The 19,640-nt window shown below is 65.9% G+C and carries 18 protein-coding genes; 6 read left to right on the top strand and 12 right to left on the bottom strand.

Going from position 1 to position 19,640, the window contains the following annotated elements; all coding sequences use genetic code 11:
• Positions 1-76: 76 nt before the first annotated feature.
• Positions 77-349, bottom strand: a complete 273-nt coding sequence (locus H2052_RS01210) for a hypothetical protein (RefSeq protein ID WP_293776937.1) — start codon at positions 347-349, stop codon at positions 77-79.
• Positions 350-536: 187 nt separating this feature from the next.
• Here H2052_RS01210 and H2052_RS01205 point away from each other — a divergent pair, with 187 nt between their 5' ends.
• Together H2052_RS01205 and H2052_RS01200 are read left to right on the top strand one after the other, a co-directional pair.
• Positions 537-1,820, top strand: coding sequence for an acyl-CoA dehydrogenase family protein (locus H2052_RS01205; RefSeq protein ID WP_293776935.1), 1,284 nt, complete (start codon positions 537-539; stop codon positions 1,818-1,820).
• Positions 1,820-3,331, top strand: a complete 1,512-nt coding sequence (locus tag H2052_RS01200) for an acetyl-CoA acetyltransferase (RefSeq protein WP_293776933.1) — start codon at positions 1,820-1,822, stop codon at positions 3,329-3,331. The genes H2052_RS01205 and H2052_RS01200 overlap by 1 nt, the downstream gene beginning before the upstream one ends.
• 72 nt (positions 3,332-3,403) lie before the next feature.
• On the opposite strand, the gene H2052_RS01195 is transcribed toward H2052_RS01200, so the two are convergent.
• The gene (locus H2052_RS01195; protein ID WP_293776931.1) at positions 3,404-4,237 is read right to left on the bottom strand and encodes a THxN family PEP-CTERM protein; all 834 of its coding nucleotides are present in this window, start codon (positions 4,235-4,237) and stop codon (positions 3,404-3,406) included.
• A gap of 360 nt (positions 4,238-4,597) precedes the next feature.
• Between H2052_RS01195 and H2052_RS01190 the strand changes: the two genes are divergently transcribed.
• Both H2052_RS01190 and H2052_RS01185 read left to right on the top strand, forming a co-directional pair.
• Entirely contained in the window at positions 4,598-5,692 is a 1,095-nt protein-coding gene (locus tag H2052_RS01190; protein WP_293776929.1) for an ATP-dependent 6-phosphofructokinase, read from the top strand.
• 62 nt (positions 5,693-5,754) lie between these two features.
• The gene (locus tag H2052_RS01185; protein WP_293776927.1) at positions 5,755-6,447 is read left to right on the top strand and encodes a head GIN domain-containing protein; all 693 of its coding nucleotides are present in this window, start codon (positions 5,755-5,757) and stop codon (positions 6,445-6,447) included.
• A gap of 7 nt (positions 6,448-6,454) precedes the next feature.
• Here the strand turns inward: H2052_RS01185 and H2052_RS01180 are convergent, their stop codons facing one another.
• The 3 genes from H2052_RS01180 to H2052_RS01170 form a co-directional block, all read right to left on the bottom strand.
• Entirely contained in the window at positions 6,455-7,216 is a 762-nt protein-coding gene (locus tag H2052_RS01180; protein WP_293776925.1) for a response regulator, read from the bottom strand.
• A 4-nt stretch (positions 7,217-7,220) separates the two neighbouring features.
• Positions 7,221-8,627, bottom strand: coding sequence for a magnesium transporter (gene mgtE, locus H2052_RS01175; protein WP_293776923.1), 1,407 nt, complete (start codon positions 8,625-8,627; stop codon positions 7,221-7,223).
• Positions 8,628-8,706: 79 nt separating this feature from the next.
• Complete coding sequence (locus H2052_RS01170; RefSeq protein WP_293776921.1) at positions 8,707-9,438, bottom strand: GGDEF domain-containing protein; 732 nt, start codon at positions 9,436-9,438, stop codon at positions 8,707-8,709.
• A 132-nt stretch (positions 9,439-9,570) separates the two neighbouring features.
• Between H2052_RS01170 and purE the strand changes: the two genes are divergently transcribed.
• On the top strand, positions 9,571-10,059 hold the full coding sequence (gene purE / locus H2052_RS01165) for a 5-(carboxyamino)imidazole ribonucleotide mutase (RefSeq protein ID WP_293776919.1): 489 nt from the start codon (positions 9,571-9,573) through the stop codon (positions 10,057-10,059).
• Positions 10,056-11,117 (top strand): 5-(carboxyamino)imidazole ribonucleotide synthase, encoded by a 1,062-nt coding sequence (locus tag H2052_RS01160; protein ID WP_293776917.1) that lies wholly within the window; start codon positions 10,056-10,058, stop codon positions 11,115-11,117. The genes purE and H2052_RS01160 overlap by 4 nt, the downstream gene beginning before the upstream one ends.
• A 92-nt stretch (positions 11,118-11,209) precedes the next feature.
• On the opposite strand, the gene H2052_RS01155 is transcribed toward H2052_RS01160, so the two are convergent.
• The 7 genes from H2052_RS01155 to H2052_RS01125 form a co-directional block, all read right to left on the bottom strand.
• Entirely contained in the window at positions 11,210-11,416 is a 207-nt protein-coding gene (locus tag H2052_RS01155) for a ribbon-helix-helix domain-containing protein (protein WP_293776915.1), read from the bottom strand.
• 3 nt (positions 11,417-11,419) lie between these two features.
• The gene (phbB, locus tag H2052_RS01150; RefSeq protein WP_293776913.1) at positions 11,420-12,142 is read right to left on the bottom strand and encodes an acetoacetyl-CoA reductase; all 723 of its coding nucleotides are present in this window, start codon (positions 12,140-12,142) and stop codon (positions 11,420-11,422) included.
• 61 nt (positions 12,143-12,203) lie between these two features.
• Entirely contained in the window at positions 12,204-13,223 is a 1,020-nt protein-coding gene (gene hemH, locus H2052_RS01145) for a ferrochelatase (protein ID WP_293776911.1), read from the bottom strand.
• The gene (locus H2052_RS01140; protein ID WP_293776909.1) at positions 13,223-15,487 is read right to left on the bottom strand and encodes a molybdopterin cofactor-binding domain-containing protein; all 2,265 of its coding nucleotides are present in this window, start codon (positions 15,485-15,487) and stop codon (positions 13,223-13,225) included. The genes hemH and H2052_RS01140 overlap by 1 nt, the downstream gene beginning before the upstream one ends.
• A 56-nt stretch (positions 15,488-15,543) precedes the next feature.
• On the bottom strand, positions 15,544-17,265 hold the full coding sequence (locus tag H2052_RS01135; protein WP_293776907.1) for a class I adenylate-forming enzyme family protein: 1,722 nt from the start codon (positions 17,263-17,265) through the stop codon (positions 15,544-15,546).
• A gap of 1 nt (position 17,266) precedes the next feature.
• Positions 17,267-18,403 (bottom strand): acyl-CoA dehydrogenase, encoded by a 1,137-nt coding sequence (locus tag H2052_RS01130; RefSeq protein WP_293776905.1) that lies wholly within the window; start codon positions 18,401-18,403, stop codon positions 17,267-17,269.
• 9 nt (positions 18,404-18,412) lie between these two features.
• Positions 18,413-19,600, bottom strand: coding sequence for an acyl-CoA dehydrogenase family protein (locus H2052_RS01125; protein WP_293776904.1), 1,188 nt, complete (start codon positions 19,598-19,600; stop codon positions 18,413-18,415).
• Between the last annotated feature and the right edge of the window lie 40 nt (positions 19,601-19,640).

The raw sequence follows: 19,640 nt of genomic DNA, 5'->3' as shown, positions 1-19,640 counted from the left end.
TAGCAAGCAGGCCCGCGCGCGGGTGCGCACAGGCCTGTGGATAAGTCGGTGTGTGAAATACGGCGGTGAGTCGCCGTCAGATTTCGGTCAGATCCTTGCTCTCGTCGATGATGAGAGGATCGGTCAGCGGCTCCGGCGTATCGAGCGGGGGCGTATCAAGCACCGCGGGCGGCGGCTCTGGCGCCGGCTCGGCGTTCTTGTCGGCGCCCGGCGCTACACCCAGCGTCGCGAGCGGATCTTCTTTCGCTTTCGGCTCGGGTTCAGCCGGCGGGCGCAGCAGGATCGCTGCCGCCATGACCAGCAAAAACACCAAAGCAAGGCCGGTTAGGCCCAGGCGTACTCGATTCATTGTATCCTTGTCTTCAGTTTGCCGGGCGGCCCCTCCACGCGCGACTACGCCCTTATAGGTAGTGCAGGCGGTCGCGTGTGTCGAGTGATCCCCATTTACGCACGTCTCGCCTATCATCCTTCGGAAGTGACAGTGCGCGCTTCAGGCTTATGGATAGGCTGGACATGACAGACAAAGGAACGCGCCCATGAACTTCGAATATTCCGCAAAGACCCGGGAGATGATCGGGCGCGTCCGGGCGTTCATGGACGAGCACATTTACCCCAACGAGAAGCGCTATGCCGAAGAGGTCGCCTCCGGCGAACGCTGGAAGGTGCTCCCCGTGATCGAGGAGCTGAAACCGAAGGCGCGCGAGGCGGGCCTGTGGAACATGTTCATGCCGCCCAGCCACGGCGGCAAGCCGGTCAGCGAGTTCGCCTTCGAGGGCACGACGCTCACCAACCTCGAATACGCGCCGCTCGCCGAAGAGATGGGCCGCGCAATCTGGTCAGCAGAGGTGTTCAACTGCTCCGCGCCCGATACCGGCAACATGGAAGTGCTGATGCGCTACGGCACGCGGGACCAGCAGGAAAAATGGCTGCGGCCGCTGATGAACGGCGAAATTCGCTCCGCCTTCCTGATGACCGAGCCTGCCGTGGCCTCATCCGACGCAACGAACATCGAGACACGCATCCGCCGCGACGGCGACCACTATATCGTCAGCGGCCGCAAATGGTGGTCGTCGGGCGTCGGCGATCCGCGCTGCAAGGTCGCGATCGTGATGGGCAAGACGGACCCGTCGGCGCCAAAGCACCTGCAGCAGTCGCAGATCCTCGTGCCGATGGATGCGCCGGGCATCAAGGTCGAGCGGATGCTGAACGTCTTCGGCTACGACGACGCGCCGCACGGCCACGCCGAAGTCCTGCTCGACGACGTGCGCGTGCCGGCTGACAGCATCCTGCTCGGCGAGGGCCGGGGCTTCGAGATCGCGCAGGGCCGCCTCGGGCCGGGCCGCATCCACCACTGTATGCGCACGATCGGCGCCGCCGAGCGCGCGCTGGAGCGAATGGCCCGCCGGCTTTTGACGCGCGAAGCGTTCGGCAAGCGCATTTCCGAGCACAGCATCTGGGAACAGCGCATCGCCGAAGCGCGCACTGATATCGAGATGACGCGCCTTCTCTGCCTCAAGGCCGCGGACATGATGGACCGCGTGGGCAACAAGGCGGCTCGGCTCGAGATCGCGATGATCAAGGTCGCCGCGCCGCGCATGGCGCTGAAGATCATCGACGACGCGATCCAGGCACACGGCGGCGGCGGCGTCAGCCAGGATTTCGGGCTTGCGAGTTCTTACGCGGGCATCCGCACGCTGCGCCTCGCCGATGGGCCGGACGAGGTCCACAACCGCACCATCGCGCTGATGGAATACAAGAAATACGCGGGCAACAGCGCGGGCAACGAGGCGCCGAGCACCGAAGTGCCGGGTATCCGTTGATGTCCTCAGATCCGCGTACGCCCGTTCTCGTCGGTGTCGCCCAGTACGTCGGGCGGGAAGACGACCCGGCCAAGGGCCTGTCGCCGGCGGACATGCTCGCCGAGGCGGCGCGCGGGGCGATCGCGGACAGCGGGGCGGAGGCCGCGAGCGCGATCGATACGCTCGTCGCCGTCCGGCTGTTCGCCGATTCCGGCGGCGCCTTCCCGTCGCCGTTCGGGAAATACCGGAATCTGCCGCACGCGGTTGCCCGGCGGATTGGTGCCGATCCTCGCGATCTCATCTACGGGCCCGTCGGCGGCAACACGCCGCAGATGTTGGTGAACGTCATCGCCGAACGCATCGCGACCGGGGAAAGCGATGTCGCGCTGATCGTCGGAGGCGAGGCCATGCGGACACAGGCGCGCGCGGAAAAGGCAGGCCTGAAGTTCGACTGGAACGAGGATGCTCCGTCCGAACCGGCGTCCTGCGGCGAGGAAACGCGCTATGCGAACGCGCACGAGATACGCCATGGCATCGCCTTGCCCACGAATGTCTACCCGCTGTTCGAGAACGCGTTCGGGGCGGCGATGGGCTGGTCTCCGCTCCAGCACCGCGCTGAAATCGGCAAGCTGATGGCGCCCTTCAGCGCCGTCGCCGCCGACAATCCCTTTGCGCAGATTCGCCGCGCGTATGACGCCGCGGCGCTGGTGCAGCCCACCGGGGAAAACCGCATCATCGCCTATCCCTACACCAAGCATCTGGTTGCAAACATGTTTGTCGATCAGGCGGCGGCGGTTCTGATGATGTCGACGGAGGCTGCCGACCGGCTCGGCGTCCCCGCCGACCGCCGCGTCTACCTGCACGGGTCGGCAGATACGCACGAGAAGATTCTGGTGAGCGAACGTGTCGACTACGCGACATCTCCGGCAATTCACATCGGCGCCGCCCATGCCTTGGCCGAAGCCGATGTCGCGCCCGACGAACTCAGCTACATCGACCTTTACAGCTGTTTCCCGGTGGCGGTGGAAATTGCCGCCGCGATGATCGGCCTGCCGACCGAAGACCCCGCGCAGCTGACGCTCACAGGCGGCCTTCCGTATTTCGGCGGCCCCGGCAACGCCTATTCGCTGCATGCGATCGCGGAGGTCGTCCAGCATTGCCGGGACGACGCCGGCGCGTGGGGATTCGTGTTCGCCAATGGCGGCTTTCTCACGAAGCACAGCTTCGGCGTCTACTCGACCCGTCCGGGGTACAAGGCACGCACCGACCCCGCCTCATATCAAGCCGCGATCGACGCCATCCCCTCACCGCCGTTCACCGAAACGCCGGAAGGCGAAGGGCGGCTGGAGACCTTCACCGTGGTGCATGACAAAGGCGAGCCGATGTTCGCGATCGTCATCGGCCGCCTCGACAGTGGCGAACGCTTCCTCGCCCAGATGCACAGCGGACTCGAACCGTTGATGGAATCCCCGGTGATTGGTCACCGGCTGCGCGTTGCGGCGGGAGAGCCGAACATCGCTGCGCTGATCTGAATCAGCGACCCGACTCAAAAGAAAAAAGCGCCGGCGGTTTCCCGCCAGCGCCTTCCCGTTCGGGCTTTGCGTTCAGGCCTTGCGGCGGCGGCGCGCCACGCCAAGGCCGGCAAGACCAAGGCCGAAGAGCGCAAGCGCGGCCGGCTCCGGCACATGGGTGATGTTGAACCCGAAGTTCACGACGTTTTCCAGCTCCTCGCGGGTCAGGAACCCAACGCACCCCGGGCCCTGACCGACAGCCGCGCACGCGTTGTCCGAAAGCGTGCCGATCGCACCGCCAAGGTCGAAGAACGAGAACTTGTAGGTTTCGCCGTCGAGCTCGAAATACTGCGTCAGGCTGCCCGCCGAGATGACGAAGATGTCGCGGCAGCCGGGGCCCTGCGAGCCTTGGACCGCGCCATCGGCGCAGTAATCGGGTCCGGGCATTTCCGGGTTGTTCGGCGTCTCGAGGAAATCGATCACGAACGAGAGCGAGAACGGGTCGACCGCACCGAGCACCGGATCGACCGAGGTCAAGGCAACGTCGATCTTCAGCGAAGCGGCATCGAGACGCTGCCAGTTTTCGCCCGAACGATCGTTGATGACGTTGTTCGAGTGGGTCAGGCTGTTCGCTGCGGCGTCGGCGCCGTTCGTGAACACGCTGCCGAGCGCCGGCGTACCGCCGATCGTCAGTGCGCTGCGGCCACCGCCGGGCGCAATCGTGCCGGTGGGGCGGCCCCACGAAATCTGGAGCGGACCCGAGATGAAGCCGCCCGGCGTTCCGAGATCGGGCGTCGCCGACGAGAAGGACGCAGAGACATCATAGCTCCATTCATTCACCACGGCGGCGTGGGCGGAGGTGGCAAAAGCGGTGGCGGCGACGAGCGCAGCGGCCGGCAGGGCCTTGGTAAGAAACGCTGACTTCACTCTATTTACTCCTGACAAAATCTGTTCGCCGACCTATCAGCAAGCCTTGTGCCAGAACCCCAAAATTTCTTCAAATTATTGAAAATAAACAATATTTCTAAGAAAAAGTGCTGAAAGCCCTGGCATGCGACACGTAAACGTAAGAATAGCCAACGCTCTTGCAGCACACATCGTCGCCTCGATCGGGGAAAAGGCACGGGCTCGAAACGACGTTAACCACTAAGTCATTCGATTTTCTGGGAATTTCGCATGGCGGGCGCTGTCGCCATGCGGCAGTGTAAAAAATCGCGACAGTGCGACCCGCACCCTCGACGCCTCAGCCAGCGGGCGGCATAGTTTCCGGCAAAGCAGGAGAAGATGATGCGCCTCGGTATTTTGACGGGCGGCGGGGACGTTCCCGGCCTCAACCCCTGCATCCGCGCCGTCGCTTTGTCGGCGGACGATCGTGGCTGGGAAGTCGTGGGCTTCCGGCGAGGCTGGCAGGGGCTGCTCGACATCGACCCCGACGATCCCGCCTCGATCGCGGCGAACACCATCGCGCTCGGCCGCGAACGCGTGCGGGGGCTCGATCGTCTGGGCGGCACGATTCTCCACACCTCCCGCTGCGATCCCCGCACCGCGAAGGGCGGCGACCGCACCCCGCACGTGATGCGCGTGCTCGAACGCCTCGGGATCGACGTGATGATCACGCTCGGCGGGGACGGTACGCTGCGTTTTTCCGCCCATCTCGACAGCCTCGGCGTTCCGGTCATCTCCATCCCCAAAACGATGGACAACGACGTGAACGGCACCGACTATTGCATCGGTTTCTCGACCGCCGTGACCCGCTCCGTCGCGGCGATCAACGCGTTGCGCACCACGACCGAAAGCCACGAACGCATCGCCGTCGTCGAACTGTTCGGCCGCCGCTCCGGCGAGACCGCGCTCCTCGCCGGCTTTCTCGCGCAGGTGGACCGCACTGTGATCGCCGAAGTGCCTGCCGATCTCGATGTCCTGCTGCCGTTGCTCGCCCGCGACAAGGCGACCAATCCGGCGAACTACGCGGTTCTGGTGGTCTCCGAGGGTGCAAGTCTCGTCGGCGGCGCGGAGCGGGACATGTCCGGTTCCGCCACGGCGCGCGATGACGTGGGCATCGGCCACCGCATCGCGCGCGCCATAGAGACGGCGGGCGGCGGCGGCACCGTGCTGCAGGAGCTTGCCTACCTGATGCGCGCGGGCGAACCCGACGCACTCGACCGCATGGTGGGCCTCGCCTTCGGCGCGCTCGCCGTGCAACTCATCGAACGGCGCGAGACCGGCCGAATGGTGACGCTCTCCAGCGGCAACTATTGCCATGTCCCGGCAAACAGCGTGCTCCAGGGCGCGAAACATGTTGATGTGGACCGACTCTACGACCGCGAACAGTACCGCGCGCGGCTGAAGAGCGTCGAGGGTATGCCGATGTTCCTTTATTGAGGGTCGACAGACACGCGGACTCGCTGTATTGCTATAGCAACACAGTTTGGAGATCGTCCCCCATGAAACGCGCTCTTCTCGTTGCCCTTCCCCTCGTTGCGCTTGCGGCCCCCGCCCATGCCGCCGAACAGAAATACACGGTCACAGGCTTTGAAGCCCTTTCCGTTTCCGTGCCGCACAAGGTGATCGTGTCCACCGGCAAGGCGCCGAGCGTCCGCGCCGTCGGTGATCAGAAATCGATCGACCGTCTGGAGGTCGAGGTGGCAAGCGGCACGCTGCGCATTCGCGAAAAGAAATCGGATACGTGGTTTTCGTGGAAGGAGGGCGAGATGCTGACCATCTACGTCACCACGCATACGCTCGATAGCGCCCGCCTCGCCGGGTCGGGCGATGTCGCCGTCGATCGCATGAAGGGTCAGGACGTCAAGCTCTCGCTCGCGGGTTCGGGCGATCTCAATGTCGGCGTGGTGACGGCAGACCGCATGGATGTGTCGCTCGCCGGGTCGGGCGACATGGCAATGACCGGCACGTGCGGCGCGGCCACCATCTCCATCGCGGGCTCCGGCAACATCGACGCCCCCGGTCTCAAGTGCCAGACGCTCACCGGCAAGATCGCGGGATCGGGTGACATCACGGCCGATGTCGTCAAGCACGCGAAGCTCAGCATCGCGGGCTCCGGCGACATCAAGATCCTCGGAAAGCCCCAGTGCGAAGTGAAGACGCTCGGCAGCGGCAAGGTCAGCTGCGGCGCGTGACGCTGCGCTAACGCAGTCGGAGCGACTGTGCGGCGTGCCGGAAGGTGGCGTCCTGCGCGACGCTTTCGAAGCGGTCGATGTAGGGACGAAGACGCCCCTGCCACGGGTCGCCGAGCCTGTCGATGACCCCCGCCATCGCTTCAAGACGGCGTAGCTGCGCGAGGCCGTTCGAACGGGCGAGAAGCGCGAGCACGCCGTCGATGACGCCCAGAAGCCTCAGCGCCTCGGCCGCCGAACGGCCGTATTCGCCGCCCACGGCATCCAGCAGATCCTCCACCGTCACCGCCGCGCGCCCCGTGATGCGGTCGAGCGATCCGTGGAGGTGCAGGATCGGCGTTTCCGGCGCCCCGCTCCGTGCCAGACTCTCGCGCGCCGCAACGCGGACGTGCGCGGGCAGCCCGTGGAACGGCCCCTTCATCCAGTGATCGAGCCGTGCGCGAAACCGGTCGAAGCCCACGCCCTTCACGAGGAAATCGTCGATGCCGGCGGCCACCCCTGCCTTGATCAGTTCGGCGGTGTCGTCCGCGCTCATCAGGATGATGGGAAAATGCTTGAGGCCCCGCTCCATAACGCGCTCGGCAAGCGCGTAGCCCGAAAGGCCGGGCATGTTGAGATCGGTGATAAGCAGCGACGGCGCCTGCTGCGTAATGTGCTTGAACGCTGATTCCGCATCGCCGAACAGCGTCGCCTGATAGCCCGCTGCTTCCACCGCGCGGCCATAGAGTTTGGCGACAAGTCGTTCGTCGTCGACGAGGATGACCTCGGTCACGGGCCTAGCCCGCGAGGCCGGTCGCCGCGGCGAGGCCGAGGAAGAACAGGAAGCCCATCACGTCCGTCGTCATCGTGACGAAGACGGGCGACGAGACTGCGGGATCGACCTCCATGCGGTCGAGCGTCAGCGGCACCATGACGCCGGCGATACCCGCGACGAGGATGTTGCCGATCATGGCAGTCGCGATGACGAGGCCGAGGTGGATGTTCATGAAATAAAGCCCGGCCGCCACGCCGACGAGGAACGCGATCGACGCGCCGTTGATCAGCGCGACGCGAATCTCCTTCACGATCGTGCGCCGCGTGTTCGCCTCGGTCAGCTGGTCGGTGGCGAGCGCGCGCACCGTCACCGCCATCGTCTGCGTCGCAGCATTGCCGCCGAGCGCAGAGACGATGGGCATCAGAATGGCGAGCGCCACCATTTTCTCGATCGTGCCCGCAAAGAAACCGATGACGATGGAAGCAATGATCGCCGTGCCGAGATTGAGAACGAGCCAGCGCAGGCGCGTGGAAACGATCTCGCGTACATTGTCGTTGATGTCGCCGTCGCCGGCGCCCGACAGGCGGAGGATATCCTCGTCAGCCTCTTCCTGAATGATATGGACGACGTCGTCGACGGTGATCACACCGACGAGGCGCCCGGACGTATCGACGACCGCGGCCGAAATCAGCGCATATTTCTGGAAGCGCAGCGCGACCTCTTCCTGGTCCATATCGACCGGGATCAATGTCTGCTCGCGCTCCATCACGTCGCTGACGAGGACGTTGCGCGGCGAACGCAGCACCAGCGAAAGCCGCATCGTGCCCAGCGGCTTGTGCGACGGGTCGACGACGAAGATTTCCCAGAAATCGCTCGTCACATCGTCGCCCGCCTGCCGCAGGAAATCGATGACCTGACCGACGGTCCAGTATTCCGGCACCGCGATCAGATCGCGCTGCATCAGGCGCCCGGCGGACTCTTCCGGGTAGCTCAACGCCTCCTCGATGGCGGCGCGCTCGTCGGCGGGGAGCGAGCGGAGGACTTCGGCCTGGTCCTCCTCGTCCATGTCCTCGAGGATGGCGACCGCGTCGTCGGTCTCCATCTGGGTGACAACGTCGGCGACCTGACCGGCATCGAGCACATCGATCAGCTGCTCGCGCACCACCTCGTTCATTTCCGAGATGACGTCCGCGTCGAGCACATCGCCGAGCGCAGCCGCGAGAACCTGGCGTTCGCCCGGCTCCACCTGTTCGATGAGGTCGGCGATATCGGCGGGGTGCAGCGGCTCGACGAGTTCCTGCACGCGCGCGGTATCGCCGGCGGCAAGCGCGTCCGTCACTTCATCGACGAAAGCGCCCGTCAGCCGGTTGTCTTCCAGCGCCTCGCGCGGCACCGGAACCAGATCCTTTTCCAGAACATCATCGGACATGCCGCCGCTTATAGCGCGCGGAGGTTACATTTCCATCGGAACGCGCCTTCGGAAGTGCAGCGCCGACATTTTTTGCCCGTCAGCGCTTGTCCGCCTTGTGCACGTACATCGCGCTGTCCGCGAACCGCAGCACGCTTTCCACGGTCTCGCCGGGCGACAGCACATGGAGGCCCGCCGAAATCGTGATGGTGAAGCTTTCATCGCCCAGCCGCACCGGCGTCGCCGCGACCGCCGCCACGATCTGCTCCATCTTCGCCTGCGCCTGCTGCGCATCGACATGGCGCACGATCACCGCGAACTCGTCGCCGCCGAGGCGCGCCACCGTATCGGATTCGCGCAGCTTCGCGCGCAGCGTCTCGCCGATATGGACGAGCGCCGCATCCCCCGCGAGGTGGCCATACTGGTCGTTGACCATTTTCAGCTTGTCGACATCAATGAAGATCAGCGCCGCCCGGACGCCGTGCCGCCCGACCTCCGCGAGCGTGCGTGCAAGGTCGCGGATCAGCCCGCGCCGATTGGCGACCGGGGTCAGCTCGTCCGCCTCCACAAGCCGTTCAAGCTCCTCGATGCGCCGCCGCGCGATGGCGAGCGTCCGGCGAAGCTCCTCGGTTTCCGCGAGCAGCGCGACAAAGGCATCGCGCAGATGCTCCGGCAGGGCTGCCGCTGCCACCTCCGCGATCGCGGTGGCAGGTTCAGCTTCGGGAATCCCGGCCAGAGCGTCGCCCAGGGCAGGCACCGATGCGAGCGCGGCACGTGTCTGCACGCGCCCATAGGCACGCGCGGCGCGTCCGCCCTCCTCGATCCGCGTCATCCTTTTCTCCCGGCCAGTTGCGGGCCATGATAGGCATTCTGCGCATAAAATAATGTGCGTAAGGTGAACATAGACAGCGCGGCGAGCCGAAAGTAGGTTGCGCCGCTTTCGGGGAAGGATGCGCGGGAAAGCATGTCGGAAACACAGCCGCTGGTCGGCATCATCATGGGCAGCCAGTCTGACTGGGAAACCATGCGTCATGCCGCGGAAACGCTCGAAGCGCTTGAAATCACACACGAAACGCGCATCGTTTCAGCGCACCGGACACCTGACCGGCTATATGGCTACGCGCACGGCGCGGCAGCACGCGGCCTCAAGGTGATCATCGCCGGCGCGGGCGGCGCCGCCCATTTGCCGGGCATGGCCGCGTCGATGACCGCGCTCCCGGTGCTCGGCGTTCCTGTCGAATCGAAGGCGTTGAAGGGCATGGACAGCCTGCTTTCCATCGTCCAGATGCCCGGCGGCATCCCCGTGGGCACGCTTGCCATCGGCAAGCCGGGCGCCATCAACGCCGCGCTGCTCGCCGCCGCGATTCTCGGCACGCATGATGCCGCCGTCCACGAGCGTCTGGTCCAGTGGCGCGCGAAGCAGACCGAGGCGGTCGCCGAAAAACCCGAATGATCGCACCCGGTTCCACGATAGGCATCTTGGGCGGCGGCCAGCTTGGCCGTATGCTTGCGATGGCGGCAGCAAGCATGGGCTACCGCGTCCACATCTTCGCGCCGGAGACGGAGCTTCCCGCCGGCGACGTTTCCGCCGCCGTCACCCGCGCGGCCTACACCGATCATGCCGCGCTCGAAGCCTTCTCGGCCGCGGTGGACGTGGTGACGGTAGAGTTCGAGAACGTCGACGCCGAGAGCCTCGAATTCCTCGAATCGCGCGTGCCGACGCGCCCCGGCGCCCGCGCGCTGCGCATCGCGCAGGACCGGCTTGCCGAAAAGGACTTCTTCACCGGCCTCGGCGGCCGTGCCGCGCCCTACCGCTCCGTCTCCTCACGCGCCGAGCTTGAAACGGCCGTGCGCGAGATCGGCACCCCCGGCATCCTGAAGACACGTCGCTTCGGCTACGACGGCAAGGGGCAGGTCCGCATCAATGCCGATACGTCCCTCGACACGGCATGGGCAGACATTGGCGAAAACCCGTCAGTCTACGAGGGCTTCGTCCGCTTCGACGCCGAATTCTCGATCCTGCTCGCGCGCGCCGAGGACGGCAGCAGCGTTGTCTACCCGGCGCCGCGCAACACGCACGAGAGCGGCATCCTCGCACTATCCGAAGTGCCCGCCCCCGCCGCGCTCGCCGCACACGTCGAAGACGCCGCCGCAATGGCGCGCAAGGTTGCCGATGCCTTGGATTACGTGGGGCTGCTGACGCTCGAATTCTTCGGCTGCGCCGATGGGCCCGTGTTCAACGAGATGGCTCCGCGCGTCCACAACAGCGGCCACTGGACGATCGAGGGCGCGCACACCAGCCAGTTCGAGAACCATATCCGCGCCATCTGCGGTCTCCCGCTCGGCGAAACCGGCCTTAGCGCGCGCGCCGTGCGCATGAAGAACCTGATCGGCGAAGACGCAAACGACTGGGCGGCGATCCTCGCGGACCCCCGCGCGCACCTGCACCTCTACGGCAAGAGCGAAGTGAAGCCCGGCCGCAAGATGGGCCACGTCACCTGGCTTGAGTAGAACGGTGTACATCCCTCGACTTCGCTCGGGATGATGGACGTAGAGTAAAAAAGGGTACTCATCCCGAGCGAAGTCTAGGGACGTACAACCCGTCAGCCACCCCGCCGCTCGAACAGAAAAACCCGGATCGCGCTTGAAAGGTTGGTGGTCCGCGCCTCGTCGATTTCGGCGACGAGCGCGTTGACGGAACGCCCCTCAGCCTCCGCCGCCGCCACGAGCGCATCCCAGAACACGGGTTCGAGGCTCACCGAGGTGCGATGCCCGGCGATCGTCACCGAGCGCTTGATGAGCCCCGACACGTCTCAATACATGTGCTGGCCGCCGTTGATCGACAGCGTTGACCCGGTGACGAAGCCTGCATCCTCGGCGCAAAGGAAGCCGACGCCCCGCGCGATCTCGCTCGCCTTGCCGAGCCGCCCGACCGGGATCTTGGCGACGATCTTCTCGAGCACGGCTTCGGGCACCGCCGCCACCATGTCCGTATCGATATAACCTGGTGCAAGCGCGTTCACGGTGATGCCGAAGCGCGCGCCTTCCTGCGCGAGCGCCTTGGTGAAACCGTGGATGCCGGATTTGGCGGCGGCATAGTTCACCTGGCCGTACTGGCCGCCCTGCCCGTTGATCGAGCCGATGTTGACGATACGCCCGTAGCCGCGCGATCTCATGCTGTCGAACACCGCCTTCGCCATGTTGAAACAGCCGCCAAGGTTGACGTCGATCACCTCGTCCCAGCTCTTGCGGTCCATTTTCGTGAGCGTGCCGTCGCGCGTGATGCCCGCGTTGTTGACGAGCACGTCGACCGGCCCGAGATCGGCTTCGACCTTGCGGACGCCTTCCTGGCAGGCATCGAAATCGCCGACGTCCCACTTGTACGTCGGGATGCCCGTGCGCGCGGTGAACTCACGCGCCTTCTCGTCGTTGCCCGCATAGTTCGCGGCCACCTTCATGCCCATTTTCTGAAGTTCGAGGCTGATCGCCTCGCCGATGCCACGCGATCCGCCCGTGACGATAGCTACGCGACCCATGATGACTCTCCTCCCAAGTGCAATTGGCCGGTACTGCTCGCTTTTTTCAATTCTGTTGCAATCAATGACCCGATTCGCGCCAACCGGCAAGTTCGCGCGCGGCGAGTTCTCTCAGCATCCGCATTCCGGCCGGTTCGGCATTGAGACAGCGCAAATAAGCGAAATGTGTTCCACCCGCGTGGAGGAACAGCTCACGCCCCTGAATCGCGATCTCTTCGAGCGTTTCAATGCAATCGGCGCTGAAGCCCGGCGCGATCACGGCGATCTTGCGAACGCCCTCGCGGGCCAGCGATTCGAGTGTCTTGTCGAGATAGGGTTTCAGCCATTCGGCCTTGCCGAAACGCGACTGGAACGCGGTGCGGAAATCCGTTTCATCGCGCCCCAGCGCCTCGCGGAGCAGCCGCGCCGTTTTCTGGGCGTGGCAATGATAGGGATCGCCGAGTTCAAGCGTGCGCTCGGGCATTCCGTGGAACGACGCGACAAGCACGTCGGGCTCGAAATCGAGCGCCGCGAGCGCCGTGCGCGCGTCCTCTGCGAGCGCGGCGATATAGAGTGGGTCGTCGTGATAGGGCGGCAGGAAGCGCAGCGCGGGCTGCCAGCGCATGGCCTTCAGCGTATCGCCGACCTTGTCGATGACGGTCGCCGTCGTCGCCGCCGAATATTGCGGATAGAGCGGCATCACGAGAATGCGCGTGCAGCCTGCGGCCTTGAGCGCGGCGAGCCGGTCCGGGATCGAAGGATTGCCGTAGCGCATGGCGAAATCCACGCGGACGTCGGGAAGCGCAGCCTGCAATGCCGACGCCTGGTCGGCCGTGATCACGCGAAGCGGCGAATCGCCCCGGTCGCGGTCCCAGATGGAGGCGTAGAGCGCGGCGCTTTTCGCCGGGCGCGTATTGAGGATGATGCCGCGCAGGATCGGCTGCCAGAGGAGCGCCGGGATCTCGACCACGCGCCGGTCCGACAGGAACTCCTTCAGGTAGCGCTTTACCGCCGCCGGCTCCGGCGCGTCCGGCGACCCGAGGTTGACGATGAGCACACCGACCTTTGGGTCAGCGACCGGCGGATGACCTTGCGGCAGCATCAGTAGCGATAGAGCGGAAGGTCGCGCAGGCGCTCGCCCGTCGCTGCGAAAATCGCATTCACGAGCGCAGGGGCGAGCGGCGGCACGCCGGGTTCGCCCACGCCGCTTGGGGGCGCATCCGATTCCATGATGTGCACGTCGATCTCGGGCGTCTCGTCGAGCCGCAGCAGCGGATACGTGTCGAAATTGAGCTGTTCCGCCTCCCCGTCCGTGAAGCGCACCTGCCCGTGCAGCGCGGCGGACAGGCCGAAGATGATCGCGCTTTCCATCTGCGCCTTGATGATGTCCGGGTTCACGATGCGCCCGCAATCGATCACGCAGCTCACGCGCTTCACCGTCACCTGCTCGATGCTCGGCGCCTCGACCTCGACGACCTCGGCGACGATCGAGCCGAAGCTCTTGTGGATGGCGATGCCGCGGCCGATGTGATCCTCGCTCACCGCCGAGAACGCACCGCGCGACGCGGCGGTCTTCAGCACTTCAGCTTCGCGCGAGCCCTCCTCCATCATGCGCAGGCGGAACTCGAACGGATCGACGGCGGCGGCGTGCGCCAGCTCGTCGACGAAGCTTTCGCAGAAGAACGCCGTGTAGCTGTGCCCCACCGAGCGCCAGTAGCCGAGCGGAACCGGCGTCGGCACGTCGACATGCGCGGCGCGGAACACGGGCACCGCATAGGGAAGCGCAAGCGCGCCCTCCAGCATCGCCGCACTGTCGCCGCCGCTCGCGAGCGCGGGGATGTTGCGCGACATGAAGCTCTCGCCGAGGTTCGGCGCGGCGATCTTGATGTCGAACGCGCCGATCTTCTTGTCGGCGTTCACAGCACCCCGCAGCCGCGCCTTGGCGGGCGGGCGATACATGTCGCGCGCCATGTCTTCCTCGCGGTGCCAGATCAGCTGCACGGCTCTGCCGGCATCGCGCGCGATCAGCGCCGCCTGCACCGCCGCGTCCACCTCCGCCTTGCGTCCGAAACCGCCGCCGAGCAGCGTCGGGAAAACCGTCACATCCTGCTCGGCGATACCGAGCGCCTCGGCGACGCGCCACACGACGAGCGTCGCGGACTGCGTCGGCACCCAAACCTCAACCTTGCCGCTCTCGAAGCGCGCCGTCGCCGTCATCGGCTCCATGCAGGCGTGCGCGAGGAACGGCACCGAATAATCGGCTTCGATCCGCTTGCCCGCTCCAAGCCCCTCATCGATGTCGCCGCTCGATTCGAAGATCGTGCCGTCGTCGCCGTGGAGCGCGGTATCGAGCGCTTCCTCGATCGCGAGGCTGTCGGCCATCGTCTCGCCGGGCTCGAAATCAGGATCGACGAGGTCGAGCGCCTGCCGCGCCGCCCACCACGTGTCCGCCGTCACAGCGTACCAGCGCGCGCCGGTGACGAGCCCGATCACGCCACCCTTGCGCGCCGACTTCGGAAGCTGCGCCGATGCCAGTTCCTTCGCGCCGTGCGGCACGCCCCGGATCGCCGCGTAAATCATGCCCGGCAGGCGAACGTCCGCACCGAACTGCGCGCTGCCGTCCACCTTCGCGGGCGTATCGAGGCGCGGCATCGGCTGACCGAGGAAGGGCCCCTTGCCGTCCGGCCGCCATTCGGGTTCCTCGGGCGCATCGTCGGGATCGATATCCGCGAGCAGATCCTTGAACGCGATCTTCTTGTTTCCCGGCGCGACGACGAAGCCGTTCGCGGTATCACACGCCGCCACATCGACGCCCAGCCGTTTCGCGCCAGCCGCGCAGAGCAGCGCGCGCGCTGCAGCGCCCGCCGTCCGCAGCGGTTCCCAATAGGCCGCGACCGAGGTCGAACCGCCGGTCAGCTGCAGCGAATACCGCTCCACCATCGTTGTCGCTGCCCAGCGCACGATGCCTTGCAGGAAGCCGGGCGCTTCCGCCGCCATGCCTTCGGCCATTGCCCGATTGGCATAGACCGGATGCAGCGGCGCGGGTTCCACCGAGATCATCTTCCAGTCCGCGCCGAGTTCGTGCGCCAGAAGCTGCGGTAGCGACGTGTAGACGCCCTGCCCCATTTCCGCCTGCGGCACGGCGATCGCGATGCGCCCGTCCGCGCCGATCTTGAGCCACGCGTTCACCAGCGTCTCGCCCTCGCGCACCGCGAGATTGAGCGGCACCCGGCGCGGCCACACCGCGTAACCAATCGCGAGCCCCGCGCCCGCGCCGATGCCGATCAGCAATTTGCGGCGTGAAATCTGCGGCAGCTTCGGAAGCTCCCGTTTCCGTTGGGCGGGCGGTGGTGTCTTGGCGTCCATCCCTGCGGTTTATCGCGGACGAAACGGCCTGTCGATGCGGCGTCTCCGCTCGCCCTTCAGGCCGCTTCGCCGCGATGCCGTTCGCGGTAGGTCTTGCGCAGGCTCACCTTGTCGATCTTCTCCGAACCCAGACGCGGCAGCGGCTCGTCGGAAACCCAGAGCCGCGCCGGCACCTTGAACGCCGCGAGGTGCTGGCGCGTGAAGTCGATGATCGCCTCCGGCTCCGCCTTCTCGCCCGGTTTCAGGTAGACCACGGCACCCACGATCTCGCCGAGCCGGTCGTCGGGAAGCCCGAACACGCTTGCCGCCAGCACGGCCGGATGTGCATAGATTGCGGCCTCGACTTCCTGGCAGCTGATATTCTCGCCGCCGCGGATGATGATGTCCTTCTTGCGGTCGACGATGAACAGGAAGCCGTCCTCGTCGAGGTAGCCGACGTCGCCGGTGTGGAACCATCCCGCCTTGTCGAAAGCCTCCGCCGTCTCTTTCGGGCGCCGCCAATAACCGCGCACGTTCGCCGCCGAACGGATGCACACCTCGCCCACCGCCTGCGGCGCAAGCGCATTCCCCTCGTCGTCGAGGATCGCGATCTCGACGACGGGCTTGGAAGCACGACCCGTCGAGGTCGGACGCGCGAGGTAGGATTCGCGGAGGATGCCGGCGCCCACCCCGTTCGTTTCGGTAAGGCCGTAACCGATCGCCGGCTTCCCCGTGGGAATCGCCTTCGCCAGCCGCTCGACATGTTCCGCCGGGCGCGGCGCGCCGCCGGCGGCCCAGTCCGTAACCGTGGAAAGGTCGTACTTGTCGCGGTCCGGGTGCGACATGATCTCGTGCGTCATCGTCGGCACGCCGACGAAATAGGTGCACTTCTCCTTGTCGATCAGCCGGATCGCTTCGCCCGCGTCCCAGCGGTGCATCATGATGAACTTGCGGCCGATCGCCACCGACACGAGCATCAGCGGTACAAGGCCCGTGACGTGGAACAGCGGCACGGTCAGCAGCATGATCTGCTGCGGCGGCACATATGCGCCCGAGGCTTCGGACAGCTTCAACAGCGCAAGGCCCTGCACCAGATACGAGAACGCGCCATGCACGACGCCGCGATGCGTCGCCACGGCGCCTTTGGGGAATCCGGTCGAGCCGGACGTGTAGAGGATGCTCACATCGTCGTCGGGCGCGATCGGCGGCAGATACCACGTATCCGTCGGGCTGCTTTCCAGGATGTCGTCGAGAAGGTCCGCACCGTGCTCGGCGACCACACCATGGCTGGTCCGGACAGCAACCACCGGCACCGACAGGCCCTCGATCGCGCCGAGCCGGCGCAGACGCTCCTCGTCCGCAATAACAAGCCGCGCGCCGCTGTCGGAGAGGCCATAGGCAAGCTCTTCGGGCTGCCACCATGCATTCATCGGTACGACCACCGCGCCGAGATGGACGAGGCCGATATAGGCCATGATCCATTCGGGATAGTTTCGCATGGCGATCGCCACGCGGTCGCCCTTGGCGATGCCGTATTTGTGCTGCACCGCCGCCGCGATGCGCAGCGCCTTCGCATAAACGTCCGCGAAGGTCATCCGCTCCTCGCCATAGACGAGGAATTCGCGCGCGGCATTGTGCGCGAAGAAGAACTGGAAAAACTCGCGCATTGTCGGCGGCGCGTTCTTGAAGACCTTGAGCGGTACGCCCTTGACCGTCTTTTCGATCACTTCCAGCTGGCCGCCGGGCGCCGTGATCGCTGCGATAGCCTTGTCCTGCGCCTTGTCGAGTTCGGTCAGCATTTCAATACCCTAGCATGCGGGCGAGACGATCGCCATGAAACGACAGGTCGCCGAAACTCGTTTCGGCGGCACGCGCGCGCTTCATGTAGAAGCCGATGTCGTATTCGTCGGTCATGCCGATGCCGCCGTGCATCTGCACGCCTTCGTTCGTCGCGAGCCGCGCCACCGCGCCCGCCTTAGCCTTGGCGAGGCTGGCGTAGAGCGGCGCGTCCCTGTCGCCGGCGTCGAGCGCCTGCGCGGCCTTCAGCGTCGCCGATTTCGCCAGTTCGATTTCGCAGTAAAGCTGCGCGGCCCGATGCTGGAGCGCCTGAAAGCTGCCGATCTTGCGGCCGAACTGATCGCGTTCCTTCAGATAGCCGACCGTCATTGAAAAGCTCTGCGCCGACACGCCGACCATCTCGGCGGCAAGGCACGTGCGGCCCGCGTCGAGCACGCGATCGAGGATCGCCGCGCCTTCACCGACCGCGCCGATCACGTCCGCGCCGTCCACCTGCACGCCGTCAAAGCGGATATCGGCGGCGTTGCGGCTGTCGACCATGATCGTCCGGCGCACATCGACGCCGGCCGCCTTCGGGTCGACGAGGAACAGCGTGATGCCGTCCCGGTCCCCGTCCTCGCCCGAGGTCCGCGCGGCGACGATCAGCCGGTCGGCGACATGCCCGTCGAGCACGAAGGTCTTGGCGCCGGTAAGCCGGAAGCCGTTCCCGGCTGCCTCGGCGCGCGTGCGGATCAGGTGCGGCGCATGGCGCGAAGCCTCATCGCTCGCCAGCGCCAGCAGCAGGTCGCCCGCCGCGAGCTTCTGCAGCAGCGCCGCCTTCTGGTCCTCGCTGGCGCCGGAAAGCGCCGTCGCACCAAGCACGGCGGTCGAAAGGAACGGCGACAGTGACAGGTTGCGGCCCACCGCCTCTTGAATGAGGTTCGCGGCGACGAGGCCCAGCCCGCTGCCCCCGTGCGCCTCGGGCACGAGCACGCCCGCGAAACCCATCTCGGCCATCTGCTTCCAGAGGTCGCGCGAAAAGCCGGTCGCGTCGGCAGCGTCACGCAGCCGTCGAAGCTCCGATACCGGCGCTTCGGAGGCGAAGAATCCGTCCGCCGCCTCGCGGATCATCGCCTGTTCGTCAGTCAGCACCAGCGCCATCGTCACTCCTTACGCATCGGGCAGCGCGAGCACGCGCTTGGCGATGATGCCGAGCTGCACTTCCGCCGTGCCGCCCTCGATCGAGTTCGCGCGCGAACGCAGCCATGCCTTCGCCATGTCACCGTCGTGCGCGCGCTCGCCGTCCCACAGCAGCCCGTCGCTTCCGAAAACGCTCATCAGCAATTCCTGCCGCGACTTGTTCAGTTCCGATCCCACATGCTTCAGCATCGATGACAAATGTCCGATGTCCTGCCCGGCTTTCGCTTCGTCCTTCACCCGCTCCATGGTGAGCGCGAAGCACAATGTATCCATGTCGTGCCGCGCGAGGTCCACCCGCAGGCCTTCGTCGGCCAGCGTGCCGTCGGCGCGCGTGCCGACGCGCTTCTTTGCGATCTGCGCCGCCGTGTCGCGCCCCCCGGTGCCGAAGTCGGCACCGATCGAGCTGCGTTCGTGGGTGAGCAGATACTTGGCGATCGACCAGCCCTTGCCGCGCGTGCCGACGAGGTTTTCCTTCGGCACCTTCACATTGTCGAAGAAGGTCTGGCAGAACGGCGAATAGCCGCTGATCAGCTTGATCGGCGAGGTCGAAACACCTTCGGACGCCATGTCGAACAGCAGGAAGCTGATGCCCTCGTGCTTGGGCGCGTCTGGCTCGGTGCGAACAAGGCAGAAGATCCAGTCGGCCTGATCGGCATAGCTCGTCCAGATCTTGGAGCCGTTCACCAGCCAGTGGTCGCCCTTGTCCTCCGCCTTCGTCTTCAGCGCAGCGAGGTCGGACCCCGCGCCCGGCTCCGAATAGCCCTGGCACCAGCGGATTTCGCCGCGCGCGATCCTCGGAAGATGCTCGGCCTTCTGCGCTTCATTGCCGTATTTCAACAGCGCCGGTCCCAGCATCCAGATGCCGAACGAACTGAGCGGCGGCCGTGCGTGGATGCGCCGCATCTCTTCGGCGAGGACCTTGGCCTCCTCGGCGGAGAGCCCGCCGCCGCCATACGCTTTCGGCCATTCCGGCACCGTCCAGCCGCGCGCTGCCATACGCTCCAGCCAAACCCGCTGCGCGTCGTTCTTGAAGCGGAAATTGCGACCGCCCCAGCACACGTCGGCCTCTTCCAGAACACGCTCGCGCATCTCCGGCGGACAGTTCACCTCCAGCCACGCGCGCGTTTCGCCGCGAAACTCCTCCAGCGGCTCGGCCATAGGCCAAAACCCTCCCCGCATCCGATTGCGTTATGCTCCC

It is taken from the genome of Sphingosinicella sp., assembly GCF_013911755.1.
In the GTDB taxonomy this organism is placed as follows: domain Bacteria; phylum Pseudomonadota; class Alphaproteobacteria; order Sphingomonadales; family Sphingomonadaceae; genus Sphingosinicella.
The sequence above is the reverse complement of the archived record's forward strand: the minus strand, read 5'-3'. Positions and strand labels throughout refer to the sequence as shown.